The following is a 25,326-nucleotide window of genomic DNA, read 5'->3' on the forward strand; positions in this document are numbered from 1 at the left end:
GAATTAGTTAATATGAAGCGTTTTCTCGTACTGCTTATTATCGCTTTGATGACGATAACCGTGATCGCCTGCTCTTCATCGGAAACAAAACCAGAGACGAGTGTCTCACMTAAAGTCACCGAATCCGCAGTACCTGTTGTATCGCCAGCACCCACGATGTCGGTAGCGCCAACGGAATCTTCCACGGCTTCACCTTCACCTGCTCCAAGTGCTTCTACAGTTGCTGCAACGCCTGCACCTATGGAATCTTCAACTGCTACTGTGACTTCTGCACCTACAGATTCATCCAAAGCTTCTGCAACGACTGTACCTAAGGATTCTCCTAAGGTTATCGTGTCGTCAGAACCGGCTGTTGCTACGCCCGAGACGCAACCCGAACCGACGCCTCAACCTGACATTTCACCAAAAGGTAAAAAAGTGCTCTTTGTTGGAAGGGAGCAAATTCCTGTTCCAACGGAAGATGTTGTTATGGCTGATCGTTTGAAGGGGATGGGCTTCGTTGTTACGAGGCTAGGCGATAAAGATTTTACTGCCGATGAAACGAAAGGGTATGATTTGCTCTATTTCAGTCAAACCGTAAACTCAAAGTTCCTAAAAGATGGTGTCATGAAAGATGTGGCAATTCCTACCGTCTATGTGAAAAGTCACGGCATGTTCTATCTAGGCTTATCCTCGCTTGAGGAAGGAGCCACGGTTAAAAAAATAAAATCGATCGAAATCGTTGACAGCAAGCATAAGATAGCTGGCGGGTTATCAGGCACCATTGATGTGTATAAAGAAGCCGATACCGGTTATGGTGTTAGCTATGGTGTCGTTGGCAAGGAAGCGAAAGTGATTGCAACGATCCCAGGAGATAAGTCGAAGGCTGCGCTCTATTATTACGATAAAGGTTCGAAGGCTGACAACGGATACACGGTTAAAGCGCGGTTATCTTTCTATTATTGGAGTAATGGCCTGCAGGATAATTCCACGGCAGAGGGCTGGAAGCTTTGGGATAATCTCGTCCTATGGACTTTGCAAAACGGCTAATGCCTATTAGCACATTCAGATTGGGCAATTATTCTTCGAAGGAGTTGCTTAAACCATGAATAAATTTGCAAAGCATACCATAGTAATCGTATCCTTGATCACCCTTTTGACAGGCTGTGAAAGTAGTCTAGATTCAGGCACTGTCGCTACTACGAACAAACCAGTGAATTCAAATCAAGAAAACGAATTGTTCATTTACACCGTCTGGCCATCCTTTTATGCAAAAGAAGAAAATTTCGACAAACAGATTGGTCAATTTCTGAAAAAGAAGTTTCCAGATTTGACGATTAAGCATGTGCATTGGGATAATCCAGGCAGACAATATCAGGATTTGATTGCGGCGGGGACCATACCGGACATAATCCTCGATAATACCCGAATGAATGCACAGAGATACATTATTGATAATGATCTTCAGTATGACATCAGTGATTTGATTAAGAAGTACAACTTTGATACTAACCAATTGAATCCGGCCCAAATGGCCCAGATGAGAAATATGACCCCCGATGGGAAACTCTATGGTCTACCGTTCAACAATAATGATTTTGTGCTCTTTTATAACAAGGACATTTTTGACAAATTCGGCGTCGACTATCCAAAGGATGGTATGACGTATGATGAAGCTTATGAAATGGCTAAAAGGCTGACCCGTGTGGAGGGTGAAATTACCTATAAAGGATTTTCTCAAAACCCAGGTCATTACATGAGCTACAATCAGCTTTCACTTTCGCCGCTAAGTCTAGCTGAAGACAAGGCGAGCTTGAACACACCGGAATGGAAAAAGGTCGTAGACAACTTAAGACGTTTCTATGATATTCCGGCCAATCAATTCGACACCGTCGAAACTTTCGCAACGAAAGGGAATATCGCTATGGCTGTTGCGACAGTGGACCATATTGTTTCGTTTCATGAGCAAAACAAAAACTTGAACTTCGACGTTGTTTCAGCACCCTCTTTTAGTGATGTGCCGGATACGAGGTATCAACCGAACCTTTACGCTATGTATATCTCGAAACAATCCACCAAAAAGGATAAAGCGTTTGAAGTGATGGCTGCTATTCTTTCTGAAGAGCATCAAGTCGACTTGGCAAAAGAAGGTGTGATTGTACCGCTCGAGACCCAAGCCGTCCAGGCTGCATTCGGACAAAACTTGCCGCAAATGAAAGGGAAGAATACGAAAGCTATTTTCCACGGTAAAACAGCTATGCCACCTGCAGCGCGCGCAACTGGCCTAACTTATATCGATGTCCCCATGCAGAATATTTTTGCTCCTTTGATTTTTAAAGAGTCTAAAGATTCGGTTACGGCACTGCGTATGATCGAAGAACAATCGACAAAAGCAATAGAAACGAGAAAGGCTGAAAAATCTGCTGTTGATAACGCTGCTAAGAAATAATCAACCTCTGAAAGACCTATAAACATGAGTAAAAGCCCCTATAATGGATTCATAAATTCATATTAAGGTAGGGATAGTGCTTTTAATACCATTGTAAGGGAGGTGTACATGTATTTGTCGATTGTTTCATCCCGGTACTTACTAACTGACATATGCTTGTTTCTTTGAGAATCTAATTAAAGGAGATTTCTATGAAAAAACTTATATCCTCGTTATTAATCGTTTTTCTGTTATCTTTCTCTTTGCTTCCATTGGCTTTTGCAGAAGGTACGGATTCGGCTTCCGCAAAATCAGCAGATGATTTTACAGATTTGAAGGATCTTCCACAGGATCTAAAAGACAAATTTAATTCACTGATTCAAAGTGGCGTATTTAATGGATTAACGGACGATACATTCGGTTTGGATGCCCAAATGAATCGTGCTCAGTTCGCCAAAGTCGCTGGCATCATTTTTAAATTGGCAATTGATCAAACGCTTACAAGCTCTAGTTTTACAGATGTTCGTTCGGATGATCCAGCAAATTCCTATGCGCTTCCTTATATTGAGGCGCTGAAGAAGGCAGGACTAACAAACGGATATGACGCAGAGGGCAAAACGTACAAACCGTCTGGCGCAGTGTCCAGACAAGAACTCGCGGCGTTTCTGATCAGGGGGCTAGGCTTGGAGGAAGATGCTAAAACCGTTAAACCAGTCTCTGATAGTTCCGTAGACGCTTGGGCGAAAGGTTATGTCGCGCTTGCGCTCGAAAAGAATCTGATGACCAACCAAGAGGACGGAACGTTTGGCGGTTCGAAATCTGCTACTCGTCAAATGTTAGCGCTCGCAAGCTATGAAGCAAAGAATTTGATTGAGGCAGATGGAACGACAGTTGAGCCAGGTACACCTGCAACTAAGCCGGACACACCAGCTGCACCTACTGGTGAAATTTCCGCTCAAGGTAAAAGAGTGCTATATGTAGGAAGGGATGCATCCAGTATCCCTGCTGAGGATGTTTTTGTTCAAGATCGTTTGAAGGCGCTTGGTTTCAGGGTTACCAATATTGTCGATAGAAAATTCACAGTTGAAAAAACGGAAGGATATGATTTGCTCTATATCAGCAATACATTGAATTCCAAGTATTTGAAAGGTGGAATTTTAAAAGATGTTGCGATTCCAACCGTTTATGCCAAAAACCATGGCATGTACTATCTCGGCCTTTCATCACAAGAGGAAAACACGAATGAATTTAACCTCAAATCAATCACAATTGCAGACACTAAATTAAAAGCTGCAGCTGGATTCTCCGGCGATGTAGAAGTGTATACAGAATCAAACCCTAAATATGCAATAGGTTACGGTCTTCCAGGCAAAGAAGCAGTTAAAGTTGCCACCATTCCTGGCAAAAGCAATGAAGCAGCCATTTACTACTATAATAAGGGTACCCACTCCGATAGCGGGTATGAAGTTAAAGCACGACTTTCGTTCTACTTTCAGACTGGTAATTATGAAAAAATGACTAATGACGCATGGAAGCTTCTTGATGCACTTGTTTTATGGACATTGCAAAACGGCTAATCTCATATCGTTAAACTCCAGTTTGCGGACTGGAGTTTTTTCTAAATCCAATAATTATGGCTTAACCAGCACCCATAGGAGTGTGAATTTTCCGTGATCATTGAACAACATCGACAGAATACCGAAGTTCTTATTAAAGCAGAGGGCATCACCAGGGTATTCGGACGCGGCTCTACGGCCGTTCACGCTCTTAAAGGAGCTGATCTGGCGATTGCGCCACATCAATTAGTTGCTCTCAAAGGGCGATCAGGTTCAGGTAAAACAACATTAATGAATATGCTAGGTGCTCTTGACAGGCCAACGGAAGGCAAAGTGTATTTTCAAAATAACGAAATCAGTGGATTCTCAGAAAAGAAACGCAATGAGTTAAGACGTGTACACATGGGATTAATATTCCAATCCTTTGCGTTAATTCCCCTGATGACGGCCTATGAGAATGTGGAGTTCGGATTACGAATTGCGGGCATTCCATCCGTACATTATAAGGACTATGCGGAAAGGGCGCTCGATTTTGTAGGGTTAAAAACAAGAATGAAGCATCGGCCCTATGAGTTGTCTGGTGGAGAGCAGCAGCGCGTAGCGATAGCCAGAGCGATTGCACATAAGCCATCATTGATTCTGGCAGACGAGCCGACAGCCGAATTGGACAGTAGGATGGGTCTTCAGGTGATGAAAGTATTCAAGGATTTGGTTCAACAGGAGGGGATGACCATTATAATGACGACTCATGATCCCTCAATCATGCGCGTTGCCGATCATGTATACACATTGGAGGATGGTCAAATTGTTAAATAAAATTAGTAAAATACTGTTTCCGATGTTGGGTGTATGTTGCTTGGCAGGAACCTTGACAGGATGCTCTTTGCTTCCAATGGAAGAACCAGAGTTGAAACCTCCGCTTGTTCAACCTGTTACAGAATCATTAACCCTTTTTGAAGCGAAGAAAGCTAATATAGCTAAGCAAATTACGGGAGTTGCGACGTTTGCATCCGATAAAATGGATTACTTATTTTATAAAGAATCCAGCGGTAGATTGACATCATTCAATGTGAAATTGGGAGACAAAGTCCATACCGGCGATGTCGTAGCCTCAACAGAGACGGGCGACTTGGAAATGAAAATTCGTCTGCAGGAAATAGCGATCGAGAAAATCAAAATTTCAATGGCACAAGTAATAGCTGATAAGGGCGGTGATGATCCTGATGTTCGTTTGAAAATGCTCGATTATGAAAGTGCCCAACTCCAGTTAAAGTCGCTTCGGAGCCAATTGGAGAGATCGACGCTTGTTGCAACAGTTGACGGCATCATAACTTACATTGAACCGATGAAACTGGGCGACCAAGTCTCGGCTTACAAACAGCTAGTGACGATCTCAGACCCGAATAGTATGAAACTTGTGTATACGGCCTCCAGTCAGAATGATTTGGTTGGCGTAGAGATCAACATGGAAGTCAACGTCAAAATAAAAGACAAGTCGTATGTAGGGAAAGTTGTTCAAACGCCAATGACCGCTCCGATTAGCGATAATAAAACGGTTCAAGATAAAAATTCAAAGTCTCTTTTTATTAATGTTCCGGGACTTCCAGCAGAAGTGTCGATCGGTTCTCAAGCAGATATTACCATTGTGACGGAACAGAGAGAGAATGTGCTGGTTATACCTAGATCAGGGCTTCGAAGCTACATGGGGCGGGACTACGTTCAGGTCATGGAAGGTGAAAGCAGGAAAGAAATAGATGTGGAGAAAGGGATTGTTGCAGCAAGAGAAGTGGAAATACGCAAAGGTATAACGGAAGGGCAGAAGATTATTCTAAATAATTAGGAGGTTAAGAGATTGGCATTATTTATCATGATCCTGCGCAAAATGATCAATAATAAATGGCTGGAGCTTAGCCTGCTATTCGGACTAGTGTTATCTGTGGCTCTTGCTAGTACAATGCCGATATATACGAATGCTATCTTGCAAAGATTATTGATTAAAGAGCTGCAGCAATTGCAAACCACTAGCAGTCAGTATCCCGGCATCTACTGGCTGTCAGCGACGATGGCGCCTGAGGATCAGAAAAAGAACGAAAAAATCTCTGAAACCGATGTATTTCTGAACAAAGCAAGCAAGAGCTTCGGTATCCCTGTTCAGCAGCTTGTTCGTGAAAGATCAACACAGCGATATGGTCTTACTCCGGCCGAGCCAGACAAAGTCGATGTTAACAGACAGCGGTCGGCGGATCTCTCTGCCATTGATGGCATGGAGGAACACATTCGGTTGCTAGACGGAAGACTACCGGAGAAAGAACCCGTGAATGGGGTGTATGAGGCGCTTGTTGTAAAGGAAGCTTTGACAGAGCTCGGCATGGTGATTAACACCGTTTTTACAATCCAAGATGAGAAACTGAAACAACCCGTTTACATTAAGCCTGTAGGTGTATTTGATCGTAAGGATTACGAGGATTTATTCTGGTATAACATCTCAAGCAGCTATAAAAACAGCTTTCTGATTGATTTTAATTTATTTGAAAAAGAGTTCACAGCAGGCAGCAAGCTTAATCTTCAGTCTAGCTATTGGTACTTGGCGCTTGATTACAGCCAAATGTCGTTGGCATCCACGAACACTTTCATTGATGCCCATCGAACAATTACGACCCATATGGATCAACGTTATGAAACGCATAATATGAATGCGCCAGCCTTACAAACACTTGCTGCCTATTATGTGAAAGAAACCAATCTAAGGCTCATGCTCTGGTCATTGAATGTGCCTGTTATGCTCATGCTCGCCTTTTACTTGTATATGGTTGCAAATTTGATCACGGATCGTCAGAAAACGGAGATCGCTGTATTACGCAGTCGCGGTGCCAGTCGATTGCAGATCATTCTCAGTTATGTTATGGAGGGACTAGTCCTTGGTGCGATTGCGTTCTTGATTGGCCCATATTTTGGCGCCCTTCTGACTAAATTATTAGGGGCTTCCAGCGGATTTCTGGAATTCGTACAGAGGGCCAAGCTTGAAGTTGAGGTGAATCGGGATGCTTTCCTATATGGGTTGATTGCTGTCGCAAGCTCACTTGTGATGACGTTGATTCCAGTATTCCTTGCCATGCGAGTTACGATTGTTGGGCAAAAACAGCAGTCGGCCAGGCAGGAGAAAAAATCCTTTTGGCATACGTATTTCATTGATGTCGTGTTGATTGGGGTAGCTCTTTATGGCTTGAATAATTATAAAACGCGAATAAAGGAGCTGCTGTCACTCGGCTTAAAATCCGGTGACTTGAAGGTTGATCCGCTGCTATTTCTCATTCCCGCATTGTTTATATTAGGGATGGGTCTGCTCATTCTGCGAATCTATCCTTGGATTATGCGATTGGTATTTCAGCTTGGCAGACGATGGTGGCCTCCTTCGCTATACAGCACATTTATACAAGTCAGCCGTTCAACCATCCAATATCAATTTATTATGGTTTTTCTAATTATCACCATTGCCACAGGTTTATTCAGTGCCAGTGCAACACGCACAATCAACAAGAATACTGCGGATAAAATCCTTTATTCCGCAGGCGCCGATATTACGATGCAAATTCGTTGGGAGAATGACGCCCCTCCGGCTATTTTAACCGGGTTGCTAGAAGATTCGGAAGAGGAGGAGTCCAGTTCTGCGGCGGGATCCGAGGCTCCAATTAAGACACAGTATACGGAGCCCTCATTCTTGCCATTTACACAGCTAAATGGTGTGGAACACGCCGCAAAGGTGTTTAATAAAAAAGATGCGACTTATTTGCATGGAAAGACAACAGAGAAGATTCAGCTTATGGGAATCGAAAGCAAACAATTTGGTGAAACCGCTTGGCTGCGAGATCGATTACTTGATCATCATTTCAATGACTATTTAAACTTGATCGCTCGCAACCCTTCTGCTGTTCTAATTTCGAAATCGATGGCTGAAGAATATAGTCTGAAAGCCGGCGACACCCTAACCTTAGGTTGGGAAGGTGTGGAAGGAGCCCAATTTACTGTGTATGGTGTAATTGATTATTGGCCCTCTTGGAATCCAAATCCAGGGTTTAATGATACGTTAACAACTACGACAAAGACGGGCACTACCACGAAAGTTAATAAACCAAAGCTTGTAATCGGCCAACTGCCGTATATTCAGAACAATCTGGCATTAGAGCCCTATGAGGTTTGGCTGAAGCTGAAGCCAGGGGCAAGCAGCCAAACGGTTTATCAAGCCATCGTTGATCACGGCTATGAGATCGAATCTTTAAGAGATGCCAACCAGGAGCAGATCAAGTCGATCAAAGATCCTTTCCAAATGGCTATTAATGGTGTGATGACGCTTGGGTTTCTGATTTCGATTTTCATCTGTTTTTTTGGATTCTTGTTATATTGGGTGCTATCCTTATTCGCACGAACGCTGCAGTTTGGCATATTCAGAGCGATGGGCATTTCCTTATATCAGTTAATATGGATGCTTGCTGGCGAGCAAATCTTGGTTTCGGGTGCTGCGATCGTTATTGGCATTCTGACTGGTAACGTAGCGAGTCATTTGTTCGTTCCTTTATTTGAATTATCGTTCGATCCAAAAACGCAGGTTCCGCCATTCGAAGTTACCTTTGACCCTCGTGATCAAGTCCGGCTGTACTGGATTATCACGGTGATGATCTCGATAGGGTTAGGCGTGCTCGGATCTTTCGTATCCCGAATTCGGATTCATCAAGCGGTTAAACTGGGGGAGGACTAGTATGATTCATTGTGAAAATTTGGTCAAAATTTATAAAATGGCTGATTTGGAGGTAGTTGCTTTACAAGGTTTGGATTTGCATGTAGAGGCTGGTGAATTAATGGCGATTATCGGCAACAGCGGAAGCGGCAAATCCACCTTGTTGAATATGCTTGGGGGGCTTGATCGCCCCTCCGCAGGCAAATTAAGTGTGAATGGTAAAGATTTATTAAGCATGTCAGAGAAAGACATTGTGAGTTACAAACGAGAGACTGTTGGCTTCGTATGGCAGAACAATGCGCGGAATTTAATTCCTTATTTGACTGCACAGGAAAATGTGGAATTGCCCATTTTACTACAGGGCAAGCGCAAGCAAGAACGGGCTATGGAACTTCTGGAAGCCGTAGGCCTAAGCCACCGGCTAAAAAACAAATTGAATCAGCTTTCGGGCGGTGAGCAGCAGCGGGTTGCGATCGCGATCGCGCTGGCAAACCATCCGAAGCTTTTGCTTGCTGATGAGCCAACCGGCTCCGTCGATACGAACATGGCCAACCAAATTCTTGATTTATTCCGTCATTTGACCCGGAGTCTAGGACTTACAATCGTTATTGTCACGCACGATCCGATGATTGCCAAAAAGGTGGATCGCGTAGTTGCCATTCGAGACGGGAAAACGTCATCGGAAATTTTGCGGCGTAAATCGTTCGATCAAGAACTACTGGATGCTGAAAACGGGTTCGAAGACCAGGAAGAAGAGTCCCATGTCGAATATGCCGTGTTGGACCAAGCAGGTCGGCTGCAAATTCCTCCGGGTTACTTGGATTCTATCGGGCTGAAGGACACGAATAAAGTTCAGGTAACGTTGGAGGAGGGGAGAATTGTCCTTCTGCCTCCAGCAGCAGGATGAAATAAACAACCTATAAAGATGCATAAAGGCACCTATGGAAAGTTCTCATTTTTGCCATATAGTTAGGTTACGCAGTAAATATGAGATTGGAGAGTGGGTTGGCGTGTCTAGAGATAATTCAGTGTCTCGTCAAAAATGTAAGCGTTTTAGTTTCGCTAGAGGTTATACTATTGGGGAGGTGCCTGTATCGTATGCATAAAAAACTTGCATTATTCTTATCGCTTCTACTCTTCTGCTACTGCTTAACACCATTGGCTTATGCGGAGGAAGCCACATCGCAAAACACACAAACATCAGCGACACCATCTACAGCTACTAAACCTGCGACTTCGAACGCATCAACAGCTCCTTCAGCGACAGTTACTTCTGATACGTATCTGGCTGACCAGCTCGCGGACTTGAAAAGCAGCTCGAAGGATGACAAGAAAAAGATAGCTTCGTTGTTGAAAATCGAAGCGATCGACACGGCATCGGCAGATTCTTTTGGTGCTAACCAACAGGTTACTCGCGCGCAAGTAGCGAAAACGGTTGCTATCGTTTTAGGATTGCGTATTGATAATATGCTTACTACATCGAGTTTCTCCGACGTTAAATCGGATGACCCCGCACGTCTTTATATCGAGGCTTTGAAGAAATCAGGTCTAATCTACGATGCGGGAGATAAGTTTCTTCCTTCCGGGCAAATGTCCCGCCAAGAACTTGCCATGCTGCTGCTCAAAGGACTTGGATTGGATGAGAAGGTGAAGCAAGCGACTCCTACCAAGGATGAAACGGTAGACAATACATACAAGAGCTACGTCGCCTACGCACTTCAGCAAAAAATCATGACAAATCAGGTTGATGGCAAATTCGGCGGAAGTGTTCCTGTTACAAAAAAGGAGTTCGCTCTTACTGTTTATGCGGCCATGCAGCTGCACTTGACAACAGCGAAGCCTGCAAAAGCTTCCATTGCCGAAATAAAAGTGATCGGGAAAAATAAAATGACCGTAAGGCTGAATCGAGATGTCGATATTAATAAGGCGGTTCTGACTGTTACGAAAGAAGGGGCTTTAGATTCCGATAATAAGCCCGTGATATTCACTGGAGGTACCGACTGGACCGATGACAATACGACCGCTAAACTTGATATGGACGATCCATTCACATTTGGTACATATCAAGTTGCATTAACTGGGGTTGATGTTTTAAATGGGGAAATAAACTTCTCTCCAGATAATGAACGGGTAACAAAACTGGAGATCGTAACTGCAACTGAAAAGCTTCCAAAAGCTAAAACGCTTATTGAGTATAAAGCGACGAATCAGTATGGCGAGAAGATGCTGTTATCAGCAAGCAATGCGAGTATCATCGTATCTGGACATAAGATTGTCACCCCGACTGTATTTTCCAGCAACAGTGTAATCGGTCTCGATCTGAGTGAGATTAATCCAAATAGCACAATAACCGTTATGATACTCGAAAAGAGCAGTTATATATCCGTCAATAAAACCTTCACTGTTGGAGAACCTCCGTTAGTGAAGAAAATCGATTTAGGTGATACGAAAAACAATTTGAAACTCCCTATCGGGCAGTTATCCTTTAAAGCCGGAGAGAAAGCTTACCTTTCTTTCAAAGCGTTTGACCAGTATGGAAATCGTGTCATTGATCCCCTGTATTTGAATATGGGAGTAGGCAGGCTATTTACTGGAGTTATTGGAAATGTGCTTAGAAATGAAGGGCAAAATGATTTCATCGATTTTGAGAACGATGGATATCCTGAATTGCAATTGATGGCCTATCCAAATTTGGACAGTGATAAGGAAGTGATCGTCACATTATTCAGTGAAGGTCAGAAGGTCTCTCAGACAGTTACTGTAAAGACACCTAAGACGCCTAGTACGATCAAGATCGGTCCATTAACGAATCCTTTGACAGAAGGCGATACGAACATTTCTATCAATTTGAAAGTCGTCGATTCTGCTAATTATGAGTTGTCTGCCACAGAAAGAGCAGATCTCCTAACGACAGGAAAAATTATGATTTACACCACAGGAGGGCTCGTATTAGCTAATCCGGCAATTAATTCTACGGGGTCAATTATCGTTCAGCAGGCGACGGGGGCAGGTCCAGCGTCTGTTAATGTGAGAATTAATGGGCTCGATCAAACAATATCATTTCCAATCAATATCATGGCTGCCCGCAAGCCCGATTCCATAAAGGTTGATCTGAATAGCTCTGCACCGAACGTTTTGGCGCTTAATGGGATAAATCCTAAGTTTTCCAGTAGTGGAGCAACGACGACGACAGGCAAAGCGCAATTCATCATTTACGATCAGACAGGTACAGAATACAAAACGAACAGAACTGATTATAAGGTTCAAATGAAACTCGAGAAAATCAGCGGTGATACGGGGGCGATTATAAATACTTCTGGAGCTGTATCGCTCTCAGATGCGAGTCCGACGGCACTAAAAGGAATTGCGGATATAAGCTCAAAAAGCATCACGTTTAACCCATCTACTACATTATCAGGCAGTTATAAATTGACGGCTTTGGTCGTTCAACTTGACACGAATGGGCAAATTTTAGAGACATTGAGCACCGATTCGGTAACGGTAGACGTGAAGAATATAACCAATGCGAACTTGACCTACTCTGTTGAGATGTCGAGCAGCGGTGATCTCTTTGCGATCCAAAGAACGCTTTACGACACTGGAGTAGCCGCCTCTGTTACGGATATAACGTACTTAATGACTGACTATTCGATGTTTACCCAAACCGCTGTTATTAAAGTTAAAGATGGATCAAGTGTAGAAGCCTTTTCCATTACTCCAAAGGCGGTTACTTCTGATAACCCAAAAGTTATCGGTACCAGAGGAAATAAAATTATTGGGCTCGATACGGGTAAAACCAACTTGACGGTTTGGTACGATTCTCCGCTTGGAGGCATACAGAAGCTCACTATAACAAAAGGTGCCAATGCAGATACACTAATTATTACTGAGATAAAAACAAATGGTACTCCWACTACGATTACAGGTGACCCATCGACTACGCTGAACGGTAAGTACATCTGGGATTCCAGTCTGTTGGGCAAATTACAGTCAACCACAAATTATGGTACAGTTAATCTGCATTCAGCTACTTATTTATTAGGCTTTGCAGGGGTTCAGGCTTTCATCAGCGACCTAGTTTATGCTGATGGTACGACGACTGCTCAGCAGGATTCGATCACGGTCAATCCCGATTTCACTTTAACTTACACCAAAAAAGGAAGCACTAGCAACATGAAGCAGTTTACCATTTATGTCGTTGCAGGAACGTATTCCAAATCGTTTGTAGTGAATTTGCAATAATCTTAACTTGTTCATAAAGAAGTCCCTGTCGGTTAATTCGGCAGGGACTTCTTTTACATGGGACATAAGAAATAATGGCATGACGCGTATTATCATATTGCTCCAACACGCCTTCGACAGGATTGACCTATAATCAAGATCGTATTTACTAATTCTTTGACCTTCTCATCTTTGTATACTTAACCTAAGATTGGAGGGCGAATACGTTGGCAAGAAAAAGATATGTCATCTGCGGCGTCAGTACAAGAGCGAACGGTATGTTCATCAAACACATGCTGGAAACTTTTCAGGCGCATTGTGAAGTTGTTGGATTGCTGGACACAGACCCCGGACGATTTACGAATTGTTTCAAGAAATTCCCGACGTTGAACGAATTGCCGGTTTACCTGCCCGATCAATTCGAACAAATGATCCTGGAAACGAGCCCTGATGTCGTTATTGTCGCAGGCGCGGACCATACCCACGCGGATTACATTGTGAAAGGGTTGGAACACCATCTTAATGTCATTTCGGAAAAACCGATGGTTACGAGTGGGGCGGATTGCAAGCGTGTTCTTGATGCGCAGAACAATAGCAGGGGAAAGCTGTTCGTGACATTTAATTACCGCTACGCTCCGATTCATACGAGAATTAAGGAGCTGATTCTTGAAGGTAGAGTCGGGAGAGTCACTTCGGTCGATTTAAATTGGTATCTCGATACGTATCATGGTGCCAGTTATTTTAAAAGATGGAATCGTAAAAGAGGCAATTCCGGCGGATTATCAGTACATAAAAGCACCCACCATATTGATCTTGTCAATTGGTGGATTGATCAAAAGCCTGTGGAGGCGTTTGCCTACGGAGCATTGAATTATTTCGGTCCAGAGGGCGAGCTCAACCCGCACAAAGAAGATGGCAGGTACTGCGGTACATGCCAAGTCAAACAGAATTGCGCTTATTTCATGCGATGGTCGACTCGTAGCAAAGAGGTTGTGCCTGAAGACGATCATTTGACGAATATGGTTGTAGAACCGAGCAGTAACATAGGCTACCGTGCGGACAGCTGTATATTCGATTCGGACATCGATATTGAGGATACTTACGTTGCAGCCATTAAGTATAACAAAGGTGCTATGATGAGCTATTCCGTTAACTTTTCGCTGCCTTATGAAGGATATCGACTGGCTATTAACGGGACAAAAGGGAGAATTGAAACGCAAGAAATCCTCTCCAAGCGGGCAACGAATCAGATAACTGAACAAACCATTGATTATTTTCCACTGTTTGGCGGGAAAGAAACAATCCATGTGGTACCTCGGCCAGGTGGGCATGGAGGCGGAGATCCTCTCATTTTGGAAGACTTGTTCTTAGGAGCAGATCCGCTCCGCCCCTATGAGATTATGGCAGGAGCGGAAGCGGGAGCTGCTTCGGTGTTGACTGGTGAAGCGATATGGAAGTCCGTTCTAACAGGGATGCCTGTTCGCATTGCCGACCTGTTAGTTTCATCTGACTAATTGGTACAAATAATTCTTATTTTTGGAAAGAAGGGGGAACCTAATGCTGTGTATGAGAAACTAGAGAATGTGGGAATCGCCCATTTTGATGTAAAAAGCCAGCTTCCTCGCTGGGTTTACGAATCCGCAATGAGGGCAGCAGAGAAGGGTGTAGAGGCGCGCTCGGCCATCACGAATAAGACAGAACTTAAGCTGAGGCAGCAAGACATCCGTATTGGTCTTGAACGCTGCATCGGCGGTATGCCTCCCTCAGATACTCCGTTAAATCCGAAAATTACTGGAACGGTAATAGGGAACGGTTTCCGTGTCGAAAAGATTATTTTTGAACCAAGGCCACATGTCTATGCGACTGCCAATTTATATATACCCGATGGGGTATCAGCCCCCCGTGGAGCAGTGCTTCTTCTATGTGGTCATCGCGAACAAGCTAAACATTGTGACGAATATCAAACGGTTTGCCATTATATGGTTCATTCCGGTCTTATCGTGATGTCGTTAGATCCCGTCGGTCAGGGAGAGAGGTTCGGATTTTATGATCCTGAAACGAAACTGGCTCCGATGACCAGCGTTACCGAGCATGAAAATGTCGGACGGCAGTGTATGCCGTTAGGCGATAGCTTAGCCCGTTACATGCTCCATGACGCCGTAAGGGCGATTGATTATTTATGCACCCGGCCAGAGGTTGATCCGAAACGTATAGGTGTGACAGGTCATTCAGGGGGCGGAACGCAGACTTCGCTGGTGATGATGTACGATCATCGTATTGCCGCAGCAGCGCCAGGCGGATTTATTATGAACCGACATTACTTTCTGCTGACTGGCAAAGCCCAGGATGCTGAACAGAAATGGCCTGGCTTCTCAGCACTCGGATTTGACCATGAAGACATTGTTTTGGCGATGGCACCAAGGCCTGTGCGAATTCTTGCTACGACGTATGACTCCGTCCCTATAGAAGGTCCAAGGCATACTTTAGCTATCAACCGAAGATTTTGGGAGATGTACGGCCGAAGTGAAAATCTTGACATTTTCGAAGATGAAAATGTTCATCGATTTACGGTTCCCTTAGCACGTGCGGCGGCACAGTTTTTCTCCAAGCATTTGCTTGGACGCACAGCTAGAAATGTTACGGAAGAAGAAATTAAGTTGATCCCTGCTCAGCAGCTATGGTGCACACAAAGCGGGCAGGTCATCGGTGAATTGGAGCATGCTAAAAGCACACACGTTGAAAATATGGGGCGGTTAGCGATATTTGAACGATCACGTCAAGCTTTGACAGAGGAGGAACTGAAAAAGCAAGCGATCGAATGGCTTCGAAAGCGAGTATTTTCGGGAAGAGAGCAGTGCGATCTGAACCCGCGTCCTTCTGGTGGAGGCGATGTAGCGAATATGTGGATAATCCGCAAAATCTGGTGGAGCCAGACAGGATTATTAAATCATGGTCTGCAATTTTTCGATTCAAAGCTTGCGGGTGCTAAACTTCCGGTAACCATTGCCATTTGGGACGGTGGATCCAACCAGCTCCAAATGCATGCCAAGTGGATTGAAGAAACAACCGCTTCTGGCCGGCTGGTTATGGTCCTCAATCCAACTGGGATTGGGCCGCTTCTTCCGCATCTGAATTCACCGACCGATAAACCGTTCAAACGATTCGGGATGATGGACAGATATACGGACGAATTGATGTGGTTGGGCGATAGCATGGCCGCACTACGAACTTATGATGTGTTGCGAGCCGTGGAGCTTGCTTGTGAGTCGACCAATATCGATCCTTCGGACATTCGGTTATATGGAAACGGACGCTATGCGATTTATGCCGGATTGGCTGCGTTGCTTGACGAACGGATCCAACAGGTTTCCATGGAGAACCGAATGCCCAGCATCTCCGATTGGATTAAGGAACCCATTTACGATGAAATGGATTCTTTAAGCTTTATTTTACCCCATATGCTCAGATATTTCGATCTTCCCGATATGGATAGATGGCTTGCCGAGGCTGGCCAACTTTGTCATTCTACTTTTGTTGGAAGTGATGTTGTGATATGAGGGGGAGATGAGGTTGTCTAATCCTAGAAGTTCTCAACTTGTACGGCGCTATATCACATTTCTGAAACCATACCGGTTGTATATTCTGACGATTATTGTTCTGGGCATTCTTCAATTCGCAGCTCCTTTGACTGTACCTTGGATGACGAAGATTATGGTCAATGAAGTTTACGACTTAGAAGATGTACGGAACCATATCGCTCTCGTACTTCAGGACAATATATTGTTCTCTGGAACGGTTTACGAGAATATCGCCTATAGCAACCCCAATGCTACCCGTGACGAAGTATACACGGCAGCAAAGGCAGCTAATGCCCATGAATTCATTGAAGAGTGGGAACAGCAGTATGATACTGTTATCGGGGAACGCGGGGTCCGACTCTCGGGTGGGCAAAAACAACGGATCGCAATAGCACGGGCACTTCTTAAAAACCCTCGAATCCTGATTTTGGATGAGGCGACTTCTGCGTTGGATGCGGAGTCAGAATTCTTGGTTACGGAAGCCTTGGAAAGATTGATGACAAACAGAACGACGTTTGTCATAGCGCATCGACTGGCTACGGTTGTTCGGGCAGATCAGATACTTGTCATCGACCGGGGGCGGATTGTGGAGCAAGGCAAACACCAAGAGCTGCTAGCTCAAAATGGCTTATATCGCGAGTTATACGATAAGCAGCTGAAAGCAATGAGACCTGAAGAGTTGAATTTACCACAGAAGTTGAAAGTATGATGAGCCTATATTTATGAAATACCACCCAATGAAAGCGTTGCAATTTTCCATTAAAGTAAGAATTAAGAAAGTTATACGCAAGCACAACTCTAAGGAGGTTCAAAGAAATATGAAAAAGCACCTTAAAGCATCCTTGTTGATCTTGACAGCAATAACCGTGATTGCAGGCTGTGAATCACAGCCTACAGCACAAGAATCTCCGAGTGTAGGCACCGCAAAGAAAGCACCAGATAACGAAATTTTTATTTATACAGTGTACCCAGCTTTCTATGCAAAAGAAGAAAATTACGAGAAGCAAATCGGGCAGTACCTGAAGAAAAAGTTTCCTGATCTCTCCTTTAAACATGTTCATTGGGATAATCCTGGCAGACAGTATAAGGATCTGATCGCAGCTGGTACGATTCCGGACATTATTATCGAGAATTCGAGCGGCAACTTTGAAAAGAGCATTATTCAGAACGATCTCCAATACGATATGACCGACTTGATCAAAAAGTATAATTTTGATACCACTAAATTAAACCCAGCGGCCATGGCGAAAATGAAAAATAAGACGCCGGAAGGAAAAATATACGGGTTGCCATATCAATTAAGCGATTTCGTGCTTTTCTACAACAAGGATATTTTTGATAAATTCGGAGTTGATTATCCCAAAGATGGCATGACCTATGATGAAGTTTACGAATTGGCTAAAAAACTGACGCGTGTAGAAGGCGAAAAAACGTATAAGGGCTATCAGCAGCATCCCGGTTTATATATGACGTATAATCAACTCGGGTTATCACCTTTCAGTTTGACGGAGGACAAGGCTGTACTGGCAACAGATGGATGGAAGAAGGAAGTTGACAACCTAAGACGCTTCTACGAAATTCCGGCCAATCAATTTACTTCTGTTGACGATTTCCCTAAAGGGAATATGGCGATGAGTGTGCACGTTTCCGAGAAAATTGTACAGTGGTATGAGCAAAATAAAAACCTGAATTTCGATATCGCCGCCATGCCGTCTTTCTCCGATGCTCCTAATACGAAAGCGCAGCCTAATATGTATGCGGCATTTATTACGAAGCAATCCACGAAGAAGGACCAGGCGTTCCAAGTAATCCAATACATGCTTTCCGAAGAGATGCAGGTCAATTTAGCCAAAGAAGGTATTATCGGCTCGCTGCAAACCCCAGCAGTTCAAGAAGCGTTTGGGAAAAACCTGCCGCAAATGCAGGGTAAACATGTTCAGTCTATCTTCTACGGTCAAAATGCGATGCCTCCAGCAGCACGTGCGAGTGGCTTAACCTATGTTGATGTGCCGCTCCATAATGTATTCTCTCCTTTGATTTTTGGAGAATCCAAAGATTCGATGACCGCGCTGCGGATGATTGAAGAACAAACAACCAAAGGTATTCAAACAGAGAAAGCTAGTAAATAAATGAAGATTGTTGAAACTCCAGTTTGAGGACTGGAGTTTTTTCATGAAGCTGCGAGGAGGAAGAATCACGAATGATGAACGTATCCCAACTGCAACACAGATTTACTCAGGCGGATCCGCGTTTCGGACCGGTCCCCTTCTGGTGGTGGAGTGCGGAAGAAGTAACGCCGGAGCGGATTCGCTGGCAGATGAAAAAGTTTCGCGACGGAGGGCTGCGCAACATCGGCATTATTAATTTGGCACCTACAGGACCGCAGTACGGTTCGGTGAGCGATCTTCCGGTGTATGCGAGCGAAGATTGGTGGTCCATGTTTGAGGTAGCCTTGCGAGAAGCGGAGCGATTGGGCATGTTCCTGTGGTTTTACGATCAAATTGGATTCTCAGGATCCAACATGCCGTCTCGTCTCGTCACGGAGCAGCCGGAACTGGCCGGATATCAATTGCGCCGTTTCACTTACGGCGAAGAGATGCCCGAATTTTCGGAAGTTCTATATGAAACGAACGAGCATGTTTATGTGGCGGTACGCCAAGGCTTCAATTGGCTCAACCCTCATGCAACGGGACTATTAATTGACCGGATTCATGGTGAAATGGAGCGTCGTTTCCCGGGTGATCTCGGCAAGACGATAGCGGGGAGCTTTCAGGATGAACTTCCCCCGCTTCCACTGTGGACACCTGAGTTGACGTCACGTTACAAGGAAAGATATAGGGAAGATTTAACGCCTCTGCTTCCCGCCTTGTTCGATCCGCTTCCAGGATTTGATCAAGTGCGTCGACGTGTATACCGGCTTGCTGCTGAACTTGCCGAACAATCCTTCTTTATGCCACTCGGCGAATGGCACCGACAGCGCGGAATGCTTATTTGCTGCGATCAGGCAGGACCAGCGAGAAGAGCCGATCCGCATGGGGCACAGCGGCTTTATTTGGATTATTTCAGGACACATCGATGGTATAACGCTTCGGGAAGTGACATGGATGGCGAGATTAAGCCGCATTCGTCCATGACGCATTTGCATGGTGGTTCACGCGTATTCTTAGAAGCCTTCCATTCCAGTGGATGGGGAGGAACATTGGAAGAAACCATGCATTGGTTGATACCCTGGTTTCAAGCGGGAGCAACGGTCTATAGTCCCCACGCTGTCTATTATAGCACCCGAGGTGGTTGGTGGGAGTGGGCTCCGCCTGATACTGGATGGCGTCAGCCTTATTTCGAGCATTATCCGGTTTTTGCCGATACAATCAGCCGTGTTTGTTATTTATTGAGCGAGGGTACGCATGTCTGCGATGTAGCTGTGCACTATCCGTCTTATGCCATATGTGGACACTTGTCTTTGACGGATGGGAAACCAAATGAGCATCCGATGGGGGTATCGAACCGTGATCCAAACCCTTATGTAGCCCATATCCAAAACGTCTATAAGAAATTAACAGGCAGTTGGAGCCGCAGAGATCATAAACAGCCAGGTGCGCTAAGAAAAGCACAAATGGATTTCGATATTGCCGATGATAGCGCCTTGCAGAAAGCATCATCAGAAAATGGCAAACTTAAAATCGCGGATGAGCGTTTTTCTGTTTTGCTTTTGTGCGGAACAACCGTCATGGAAGAGGAAGCGCGCATACGAACCGAAGCTTGGTTGGACAAAGGCGGTTTCGTGATTGCTGTAGCTGTACCCGAAGATGAGCAGGATCTGACTGGGGCTATCTATGTTGATTCAGCAGAAGATGCAGTTGTACTCATGGAAACACGTATTCCGAGAAGGGTGGTGGGTCCGGGTGAATCCTTGCAACGTAGAATCAACGATGCCGATATCTTCTTACTGCTCCCGGAGACCGGCGCTTTGTTAAGCATGCATCAACCTGCTTGTCCAGATACCGTTCTACCTGCGACTGCCGTTTACCGATTAAAGACGGATCATGTGCCCCAGCTTTGGGATCCGGTTGATGGATCGATGGAGGCGATGCCGTATAAACGGGAAGGCGAATGGATTGAAGTGCAAGCACCATTCACTTCATGGCCTGCCGCATTGATCGTATGCACAAAGACGTTAGCAGCTGTTGTAACTACGATAAGTACACCTAGAAACTCTCTAGCTCGTCCTTTTCCTGCACGAATCGGTCCATTGAAAACGCGTGGGAGCAGGTTAGCGCTAGCATCTAACGATTGGCGCATTCAAGTGGAGCCAACCTTGGACAATCGATATGGAGACTTTGATTTGCACGGGGAAAATAAAGGGCTTGTGTCCATCGAACGTCGCATGATGAATGTGCGCGTAGAAACGGAAGAAACAGAGGGGGAGCAGGCTGATTGGCATAAACCGGGGTTGGATGAATCCAATTGGCTGCCGAGATTATGGAGCGAGTCCGCTTATTGGCAGGTTTGCTATGGAGAAGTGTACGACGAACTACGTTCAGTTCAGAAGGTATACAGCAACGTGTTTGGCGATTTATCCATGCGTTCTTGGGCGGGGAGAATGGGGCGGGTTCCTCGTCGATTTCTGAATCTAGGTGTATTGAAAAAAAGAGAGTATGTTTGGGCAAAGACATGTGTGATCGCGCCATCGGATGGACGCTATTGGATTCGAACGGAAAGTAACTCCAACATCGCGGGACGCATCAATAATAAAGAGATTACTTGGAGCGGGKGACCCGAGGAGCAGACGGCATGGATTGAATTGCAGGAAGGGAGCAATGAGCTGCTTCTAAGGGCTCAAGCTATTGGCAACGGTGTCATAAGGGCAAGCATTGAAGTTAACGCGATCGCGCGTCAGCCGCTTCCGAAATGGCTATTTACCCAGAATCCTAACATACAATCCAGTTTGATAAATCACATCGAAAGCAGGCATAATCACCCCTTTCGGCGGGTTCGAATCGTGTTTGCCGTTCGAGGGAGAGCTGTGCTTTATGTGAACGGAGTCAATGTGACAGAGCACGGGGATTTCAATCCTTATATCAGACAAGGCCAGGAAGAAGTCGATGTAACGGCTCTGTGGCAATTGGGCAGGAATGAAATCAGAGTTGCTTTGCCCGAAGGGAAAGGAGAAGTGTTTGTTGACGGTGTCATCGAACTGCAGAATGGTGAAGTAGTCTCTTTCTTTACCGGGGATCATTGGTTCGACGAACAAGGTGGTGTTCCAGGTATCCATCATTTCTCTGTTCTTCAATTTGCTGAAACGGAGTCACTATGGATTTCCCCGAGACCTCATCCGCTTCCGATGGTAGGCTGGCTTATGCCTGAATCCGTTCCTGAACAGATACCGCTTCCTTTCTCTTCGGATCCCTCAAGTAATGGAAAGCCTGTTTGGCTGCGTTTCCCGCTGCCCGTAGGAGCGAATGGCATGCGGATCGAGTGCGTAGGGGAGAAGCGTGTCTGGATTAACGGTTCAGAAGTCAAAGCAAACGGAAGCCAAATAGCGTTTAAGGCGCAGCAAGCCGGCGCCATGGCAGCAGTTAGAATAAACCCTGACGTACCATTCACGGAAGCTGCCGTACTTCTGGCACCGATCCGCTTCGAGACTGAGCCTGTGCAAGGAACTTTAGGTGATTGGCGAACTGCGCTTTGTCTGCCACATCATAGCGGAGCAGTGGAGTACGAAACTGAAATTGAGACTTCAGCTCTCGCTGATGCCGAACTTGATTTAGGACATGTCAGAGGAACCGCAGAAGTTTGGGCGGACGACGTGCCATTAGGCGTAAGGCTATGGAGGCCATATCGGTTCAAACTGCCAATTCTGCCTGCTGGCAAACTTCGGCTGAGAATCAGAGTGACGAACACACTCGGTACTCACTACGAAATCGGCAAGCCAACAAGTCTGGTAGGAGGGAATCCTGACATAACCTACTGGAACCGAGAGCGGAGCGAGGAAGAAGCAGGTTGGCAGGAATGGTTCCCTACGGGGGGATTATATGGGCCTGTCGAGATCATCTTAGCAGAGGAATAGACCAGATTAACTTGGATATTTGATGATCTATGGGGAAAGACAAAAGGCCGGTATTTCGTAAGTTAACGAGTACCGGCTTAGTATTAAAAGAGTAAACAACCTATAATCATGGAATTAATGCCCTATGAAGGTGGATTTATTTTAGGATACATTTTAGACAAAACATCCGAGAAAATTGCCATAGGAATCAATCACTTACACGAAAATGCAAGCGCTACCAAAAAATCTGTCGAGAAAGGGGGAATCATTGGAATTCAAGAATGATCATGCTACTCACTTTAAAGGTTTAACTAAAACCTATTTTTCCACATTCGGAGGTGTATACATTTGCGTAATCAGTTAAAACGAATCCTTTGCTTCACACTGTTATTGATCGTGCTTATAGGAGGCGGAATGCCGGGGTACTCCGTTCCTACAGTTGCAGCAGACTCAGCAGTTGCTCCTACAACTTTATTGGACAAAGATTTCTCAAACGCGGCAGAAGGACAATCGGCGTCACAGCTTGGGTTCGATTACTCCACACTTCCTTCAGGGGCCACGAGCAGCGCAGTCGTTGAGGTTGAGCCCGTAACCAGCCAGAAAGCGATGCATCTTAAGGTAAACGGTGCGGGTACTAGCCAGTTCCTGATCAATAAAACGTTCAGCGAATCCAAAAACGGTACTGTTACAGCAGAGATAACTTTTCTGCAGCCAGGTACTTCCAAAGCCAAAGATCAGCTTATTTACCTCACGAATGGGGCAGGAACCAAATCGCTGGTCATTGCGGGATTGGATGCCTCGAAAGGTGTGGTTTACTGGCCTGATACAGCGCCAGTCGATCTGAAAACAGCCTATCAATTAAATACCTGGCACACCATTAAAGTTGAACTTAATACATTGACGAAGCGATTTAACATGTGGTTTGACGGGACGCTTATTTCAGCCAGAAAAAATACAAACGATGCCATTGATGTGAAAAAGATCTCCATCGGCACCCCGGCAGGCAATGGCGAGCTTTATGTACGAAGTATCAAAGTAACGCATACAGTCCCGAATTATTTACCTGCAAAGCCTACAATTGCTTATTGGGTTGGGCGGGATAAATCCATTGCGATGTGGATCGAACCGGATGCTTGGGCTTCTAAGTACAGTATTAAAATAAAGGAGAAAGCGGAAGATCCGTGGTATACAACAGCCACTTACACATCTATTCCAACGTCAATTCCACCTTATGCGTCTCCTTCAGCGAGTAAAATTTGGGATTCTGTGACCAATACGGCTGTTGCTTTAACCAATGGGAAGACATACATCGTAGGTGTAGCGGTTATTACCAGAGATGAAACAGCAAAAATTGATTATGAGGGCGAGATTTCCGAATTTACGGCCACCCCCTATGCGGTTACACCGATCGAAACACCTGATACGAACGTGATTGGCACCGTTACGGCATACAACAATTATAACGCGAATAGGTGGTCGATCAACACCGGACTTCATGTAGGTGATGAGCCTTTTGCAGATCGAACGGCTGTCCTCAAGATAACCGCTCTTCCCGCAAAATTCAGCAGCATGGACTGGATCAAAACGCATGCAGACACTATGAAATATACCGGAAGCACCACGGGTATGCAGATTGCTACTTTCCCTGTTCGCGATAGAGCTTCGGTTTTCGTGGCTATGGACCAAAGGGAAACACCGCCAGAATGGCTATCGTCTTCATCAGGATGGATAGATACTGGCGATACCATACAATTAGCCGATACAGCACTGACGTATTCATTTAAAATTTATGAAAAGAAATTTGCCTCCGGTGAAACGGTGACGATGGGTCTCAATCAGGCAACCGATTATAATGCAGGCAAAAACGCAGGGTACTTCGTAATGGCTGAGCGGGTCCCGACTGGATTGAAAGTGGATCCATTTGTGAATTGGACGAATACAACATCTTACACATTGAACGGTTCTTTAGAAGAAGCTGGTGTAACTTTGGCAGTCTACAACAATCAAACGCTTGTTCATGAAAGCGTGATTGCACAATCGGAATTTTCTTTGGATGTTGCGCTGACCCCTGGCGTTAATAACATTGAAATAATCGCAAGAAGAGCTGGCAGTTCTTACTCAGATCACATTTCCGGCGTTGTTCAGCTGGATTCGGATGCCCCCGATTTACAAATGAATGTTCCACCTGCAACTGTCAAAGACTTTCTGTTCAATGTGCAAGGAATTGTTGATGAGGAGTCGCAAATAACGATCAAGAACAATGGAACGTCGGTTGTAGATTCCGTCTACATACCAAGTAACACACCATTTACCTACCCCGTGCAGTTGGCTGAAGGATTGAACCAGATTGAGATTTCCGCAATGGACGCTGCTGGTAATGAGAGTAAGAAAAGTTTCGCGATCGAATACACGTTCTGGGCCGGTAAGCCTGAATTTTACAATTTGAACGAAATTCAAATGACAACGTTAGTCTCATCAACGGATATGATTGCTCAGAAGCAAATCACAAATGCAACACAGACTCCGAAGCCAATTACCCTGTTTGTCGTTTTGCTTGATTCAAACAAGAAAATGGTGGATTTTTCGACACTTATTGAAGTATTGGGTCCTGGGGAAACGAAAACGTTGAGCACTGGTTTTTTACTTCCTACAAACGTGAGCGGCTACAGTTTAAAAGCATTTATATGGGACAGTTTGGATGGGATGAAACCGTTATCGGAGGAATCAATCATTCAATAGATCCGGAGCATTGCGGTGAAATTAGCTTTGATAAAGCACAACTCTAA

Annotated in this window: 14 protein-coding genes; all 14 read left to right on the forward strand. The window is 44.9% G+C overall.

The features are described 5' to 3' along the window. The first annotated feature begins 12 nt into the window (after positions 1-12). The 14 genes from AB4114_RS15430 (at position 13) to AB4114_RS15495 (ending at position 25,279) form a co-directional block, all read left to right on the forward strand. Entirely contained in the window at positions 13-1,029 is a 1,017-nt protein-coding gene (locus AB4114_RS15430; RefSeq protein WP_441989230.1) for a hypothetical protein, read from the forward strand. Between the two features lie 55 nt (positions 1,030-1,084). Next, positions 1,085-2,428, forward strand: coding sequence for an ABC transporter substrate-binding protein (locus AB4114_RS15435; RefSeq protein WP_441989231.1), 1,344 nt, complete (start codon positions 1,085-1,087; stop codon positions 2,426-2,428). 191 nt (positions 2,429-2,619) lie between these two features. Continuing rightward, a complete protein-coding gene (locus tag AB4114_RS15440) occupies positions 2,620-3,984 on the forward strand; it encodes an S-layer homology domain-containing protein (RefSeq protein ID WP_441989232.1) in 1,365 nt (454 codons plus the stop codon). Positions 3,985-4,077: 93 nt separating this feature from the next. After that, entirely contained in the window at positions 4,078-4,779 is a 702-nt protein-coding gene (locus tag AB4114_RS15445) for an ABC transporter ATP-binding protein (RefSeq protein ID WP_441989233.1), read from the forward strand. Continuing rightward, the gene (locus AB4114_RS15450; protein ID WP_441989234.1) at positions 4,760-5,803 is read left to right on the forward strand and encodes an efflux RND transporter periplasmic adaptor subunit; all 1,044 of its coding nucleotides are present in this window, start codon (positions 4,760-4,762) and stop codon (positions 5,801-5,803) included. Before AB4114_RS15445 ends, AB4114_RS15450 begins: the two co-directional genes overlap by 20 nt. Before the next feature lie 12 nt (positions 5,804-5,815). Beyond that, positions 5,816-8,716 (forward strand): FtsX-like permease family protein, encoded by a 2,901-nt coding sequence (locus AB4114_RS15455; protein ID WP_441989235.1) that lies wholly within the window; start codon positions 5,816-5,818, stop codon positions 8,714-8,716. Between the two features lies 1 nt (position 8,717). Further along, on the forward strand, positions 8,718-9,602 hold the full coding sequence (locus AB4114_RS15460; protein WP_441989236.1) for an ABC transporter ATP-binding protein: 885 nt from the start codon (positions 8,718-8,720) through the stop codon (positions 9,600-9,602). Positions 9,603-9,793: 191 nt separating this feature from the next. Continuing rightward, positions 9,794-12,937 carry an S-layer homology domain-containing protein gene (locus AB4114_RS15465; protein ID WP_441989237.1) on the forward strand — a complete coding sequence of 1,048 codons (3,144 nt, stop codon included), beginning with the start codon at positions 9,794-9,796 and terminating at the stop codon, positions 12,935-12,937. A gap of 206 nt (positions 12,938-13,143) precedes the next feature. Next, a complete protein-coding gene (locus tag AB4114_RS15470) occupies positions 13,144-14,430 on the forward strand; it encodes a Gfo/Idh/MocA family oxidoreductase (RefSeq protein ID WP_441989238.1) in 1,287 nt (428 codons plus the stop codon). A 48-nt stretch (positions 14,431-14,478) separates the two neighbouring features. Beyond that, a complete protein-coding gene (locus AB4114_RS15475) occupies positions 14,479-16,473 on the forward strand; it encodes an alpha/beta hydrolase family protein (protein ID WP_441989239.1) in 1,995 nt (664 codons plus the stop codon). A 13-nt stretch (positions 16,474-16,486) separates the two neighbouring features. After that, complete coding sequence (locus tag AB4114_RS15480) at positions 16,487-17,203, forward strand: ATP-binding cassette domain-containing protein (protein WP_441989240.1); 717 nt, start codon at positions 16,487-16,489, stop codon at positions 17,201-17,203. A 109-nt stretch (positions 17,204-17,312) separates the two neighbouring features. Continuing rightward, positions 17,313-18,623 carry an ABC transporter substrate-binding protein gene (locus tag AB4114_RS15485; protein ID WP_441989241.1) on the forward strand — a complete coding sequence of 437 codons (1,311 nt, stop codon included), beginning with the start codon at positions 17,313-17,315 and terminating at the stop codon, positions 18,621-18,623. Between the two features lie 71 nt (positions 18,624-18,694). Next, positions 18,695-22,561 (forward strand): hypothetical protein, encoded by a 3,867-nt coding sequence (locus AB4114_RS15490; RefSeq protein WP_441989242.1) that lies wholly within the window; start codon positions 18,695-18,697, stop codon positions 22,559-22,561. 327 nt (positions 22,562-22,888) lie between these two features. Further along, on the forward strand, positions 22,889-25,279 hold the full coding sequence (locus AB4114_RS15495; RefSeq protein WP_441989243.1) for a hypothetical protein: 2,391 nt from the start codon (positions 22,889-22,891) through the stop codon (positions 25,277-25,279). Positions 25,280-25,326: the final 47 nt, after the last annotated feature.

The organism is Paenibacillus sp. 2RAB27 (genome assembly GCF_052115445.1).
Taxonomy (GTDB): domain Bacteria; phylum Bacillota; class Bacilli; order Paenibacillales; family NBRC-103111; genus Paenibacillus_E.

Excerpts from the sequence above, each read along its gene's own strand:
- AB4114_RS15460 (WP_441989236.1), top strand. The coding sequence starts at position 8,718 with ATGATTCATTGTGAAAATTTGGTCAAAATTTATAAAATGGCTGATTTG.
- AB4114_RS15440 (WP_441989232.1), top strand. The coding sequence starts at position 2,620 with ATGAAAAAACTTATATCCTCGTTATTAATCGTTTTTCTGTTATCTTTC.
- AB4114_RS15450 (WP_441989234.1), top strand. The coding sequence starts at position 4,760 with ATGGTCAAATTGTTAAATAAAATTAGTAAAATACTGTTTCCGATGTTG.
- AB4114_RS15485 (WP_441989241.1), top strand. The coding sequence starts at position 17,313 with ATGAAAAAGCACCTTAAAGCATCCTTGTTGATCTTGACAGCAATAACC.
- AB4114_RS15435 (WP_441989231.1), top strand. The coding sequence starts at position 1,085 with ATGAATAAATTTGCAAAGCATACCATAGTAATCGTATCCTTGATCACC.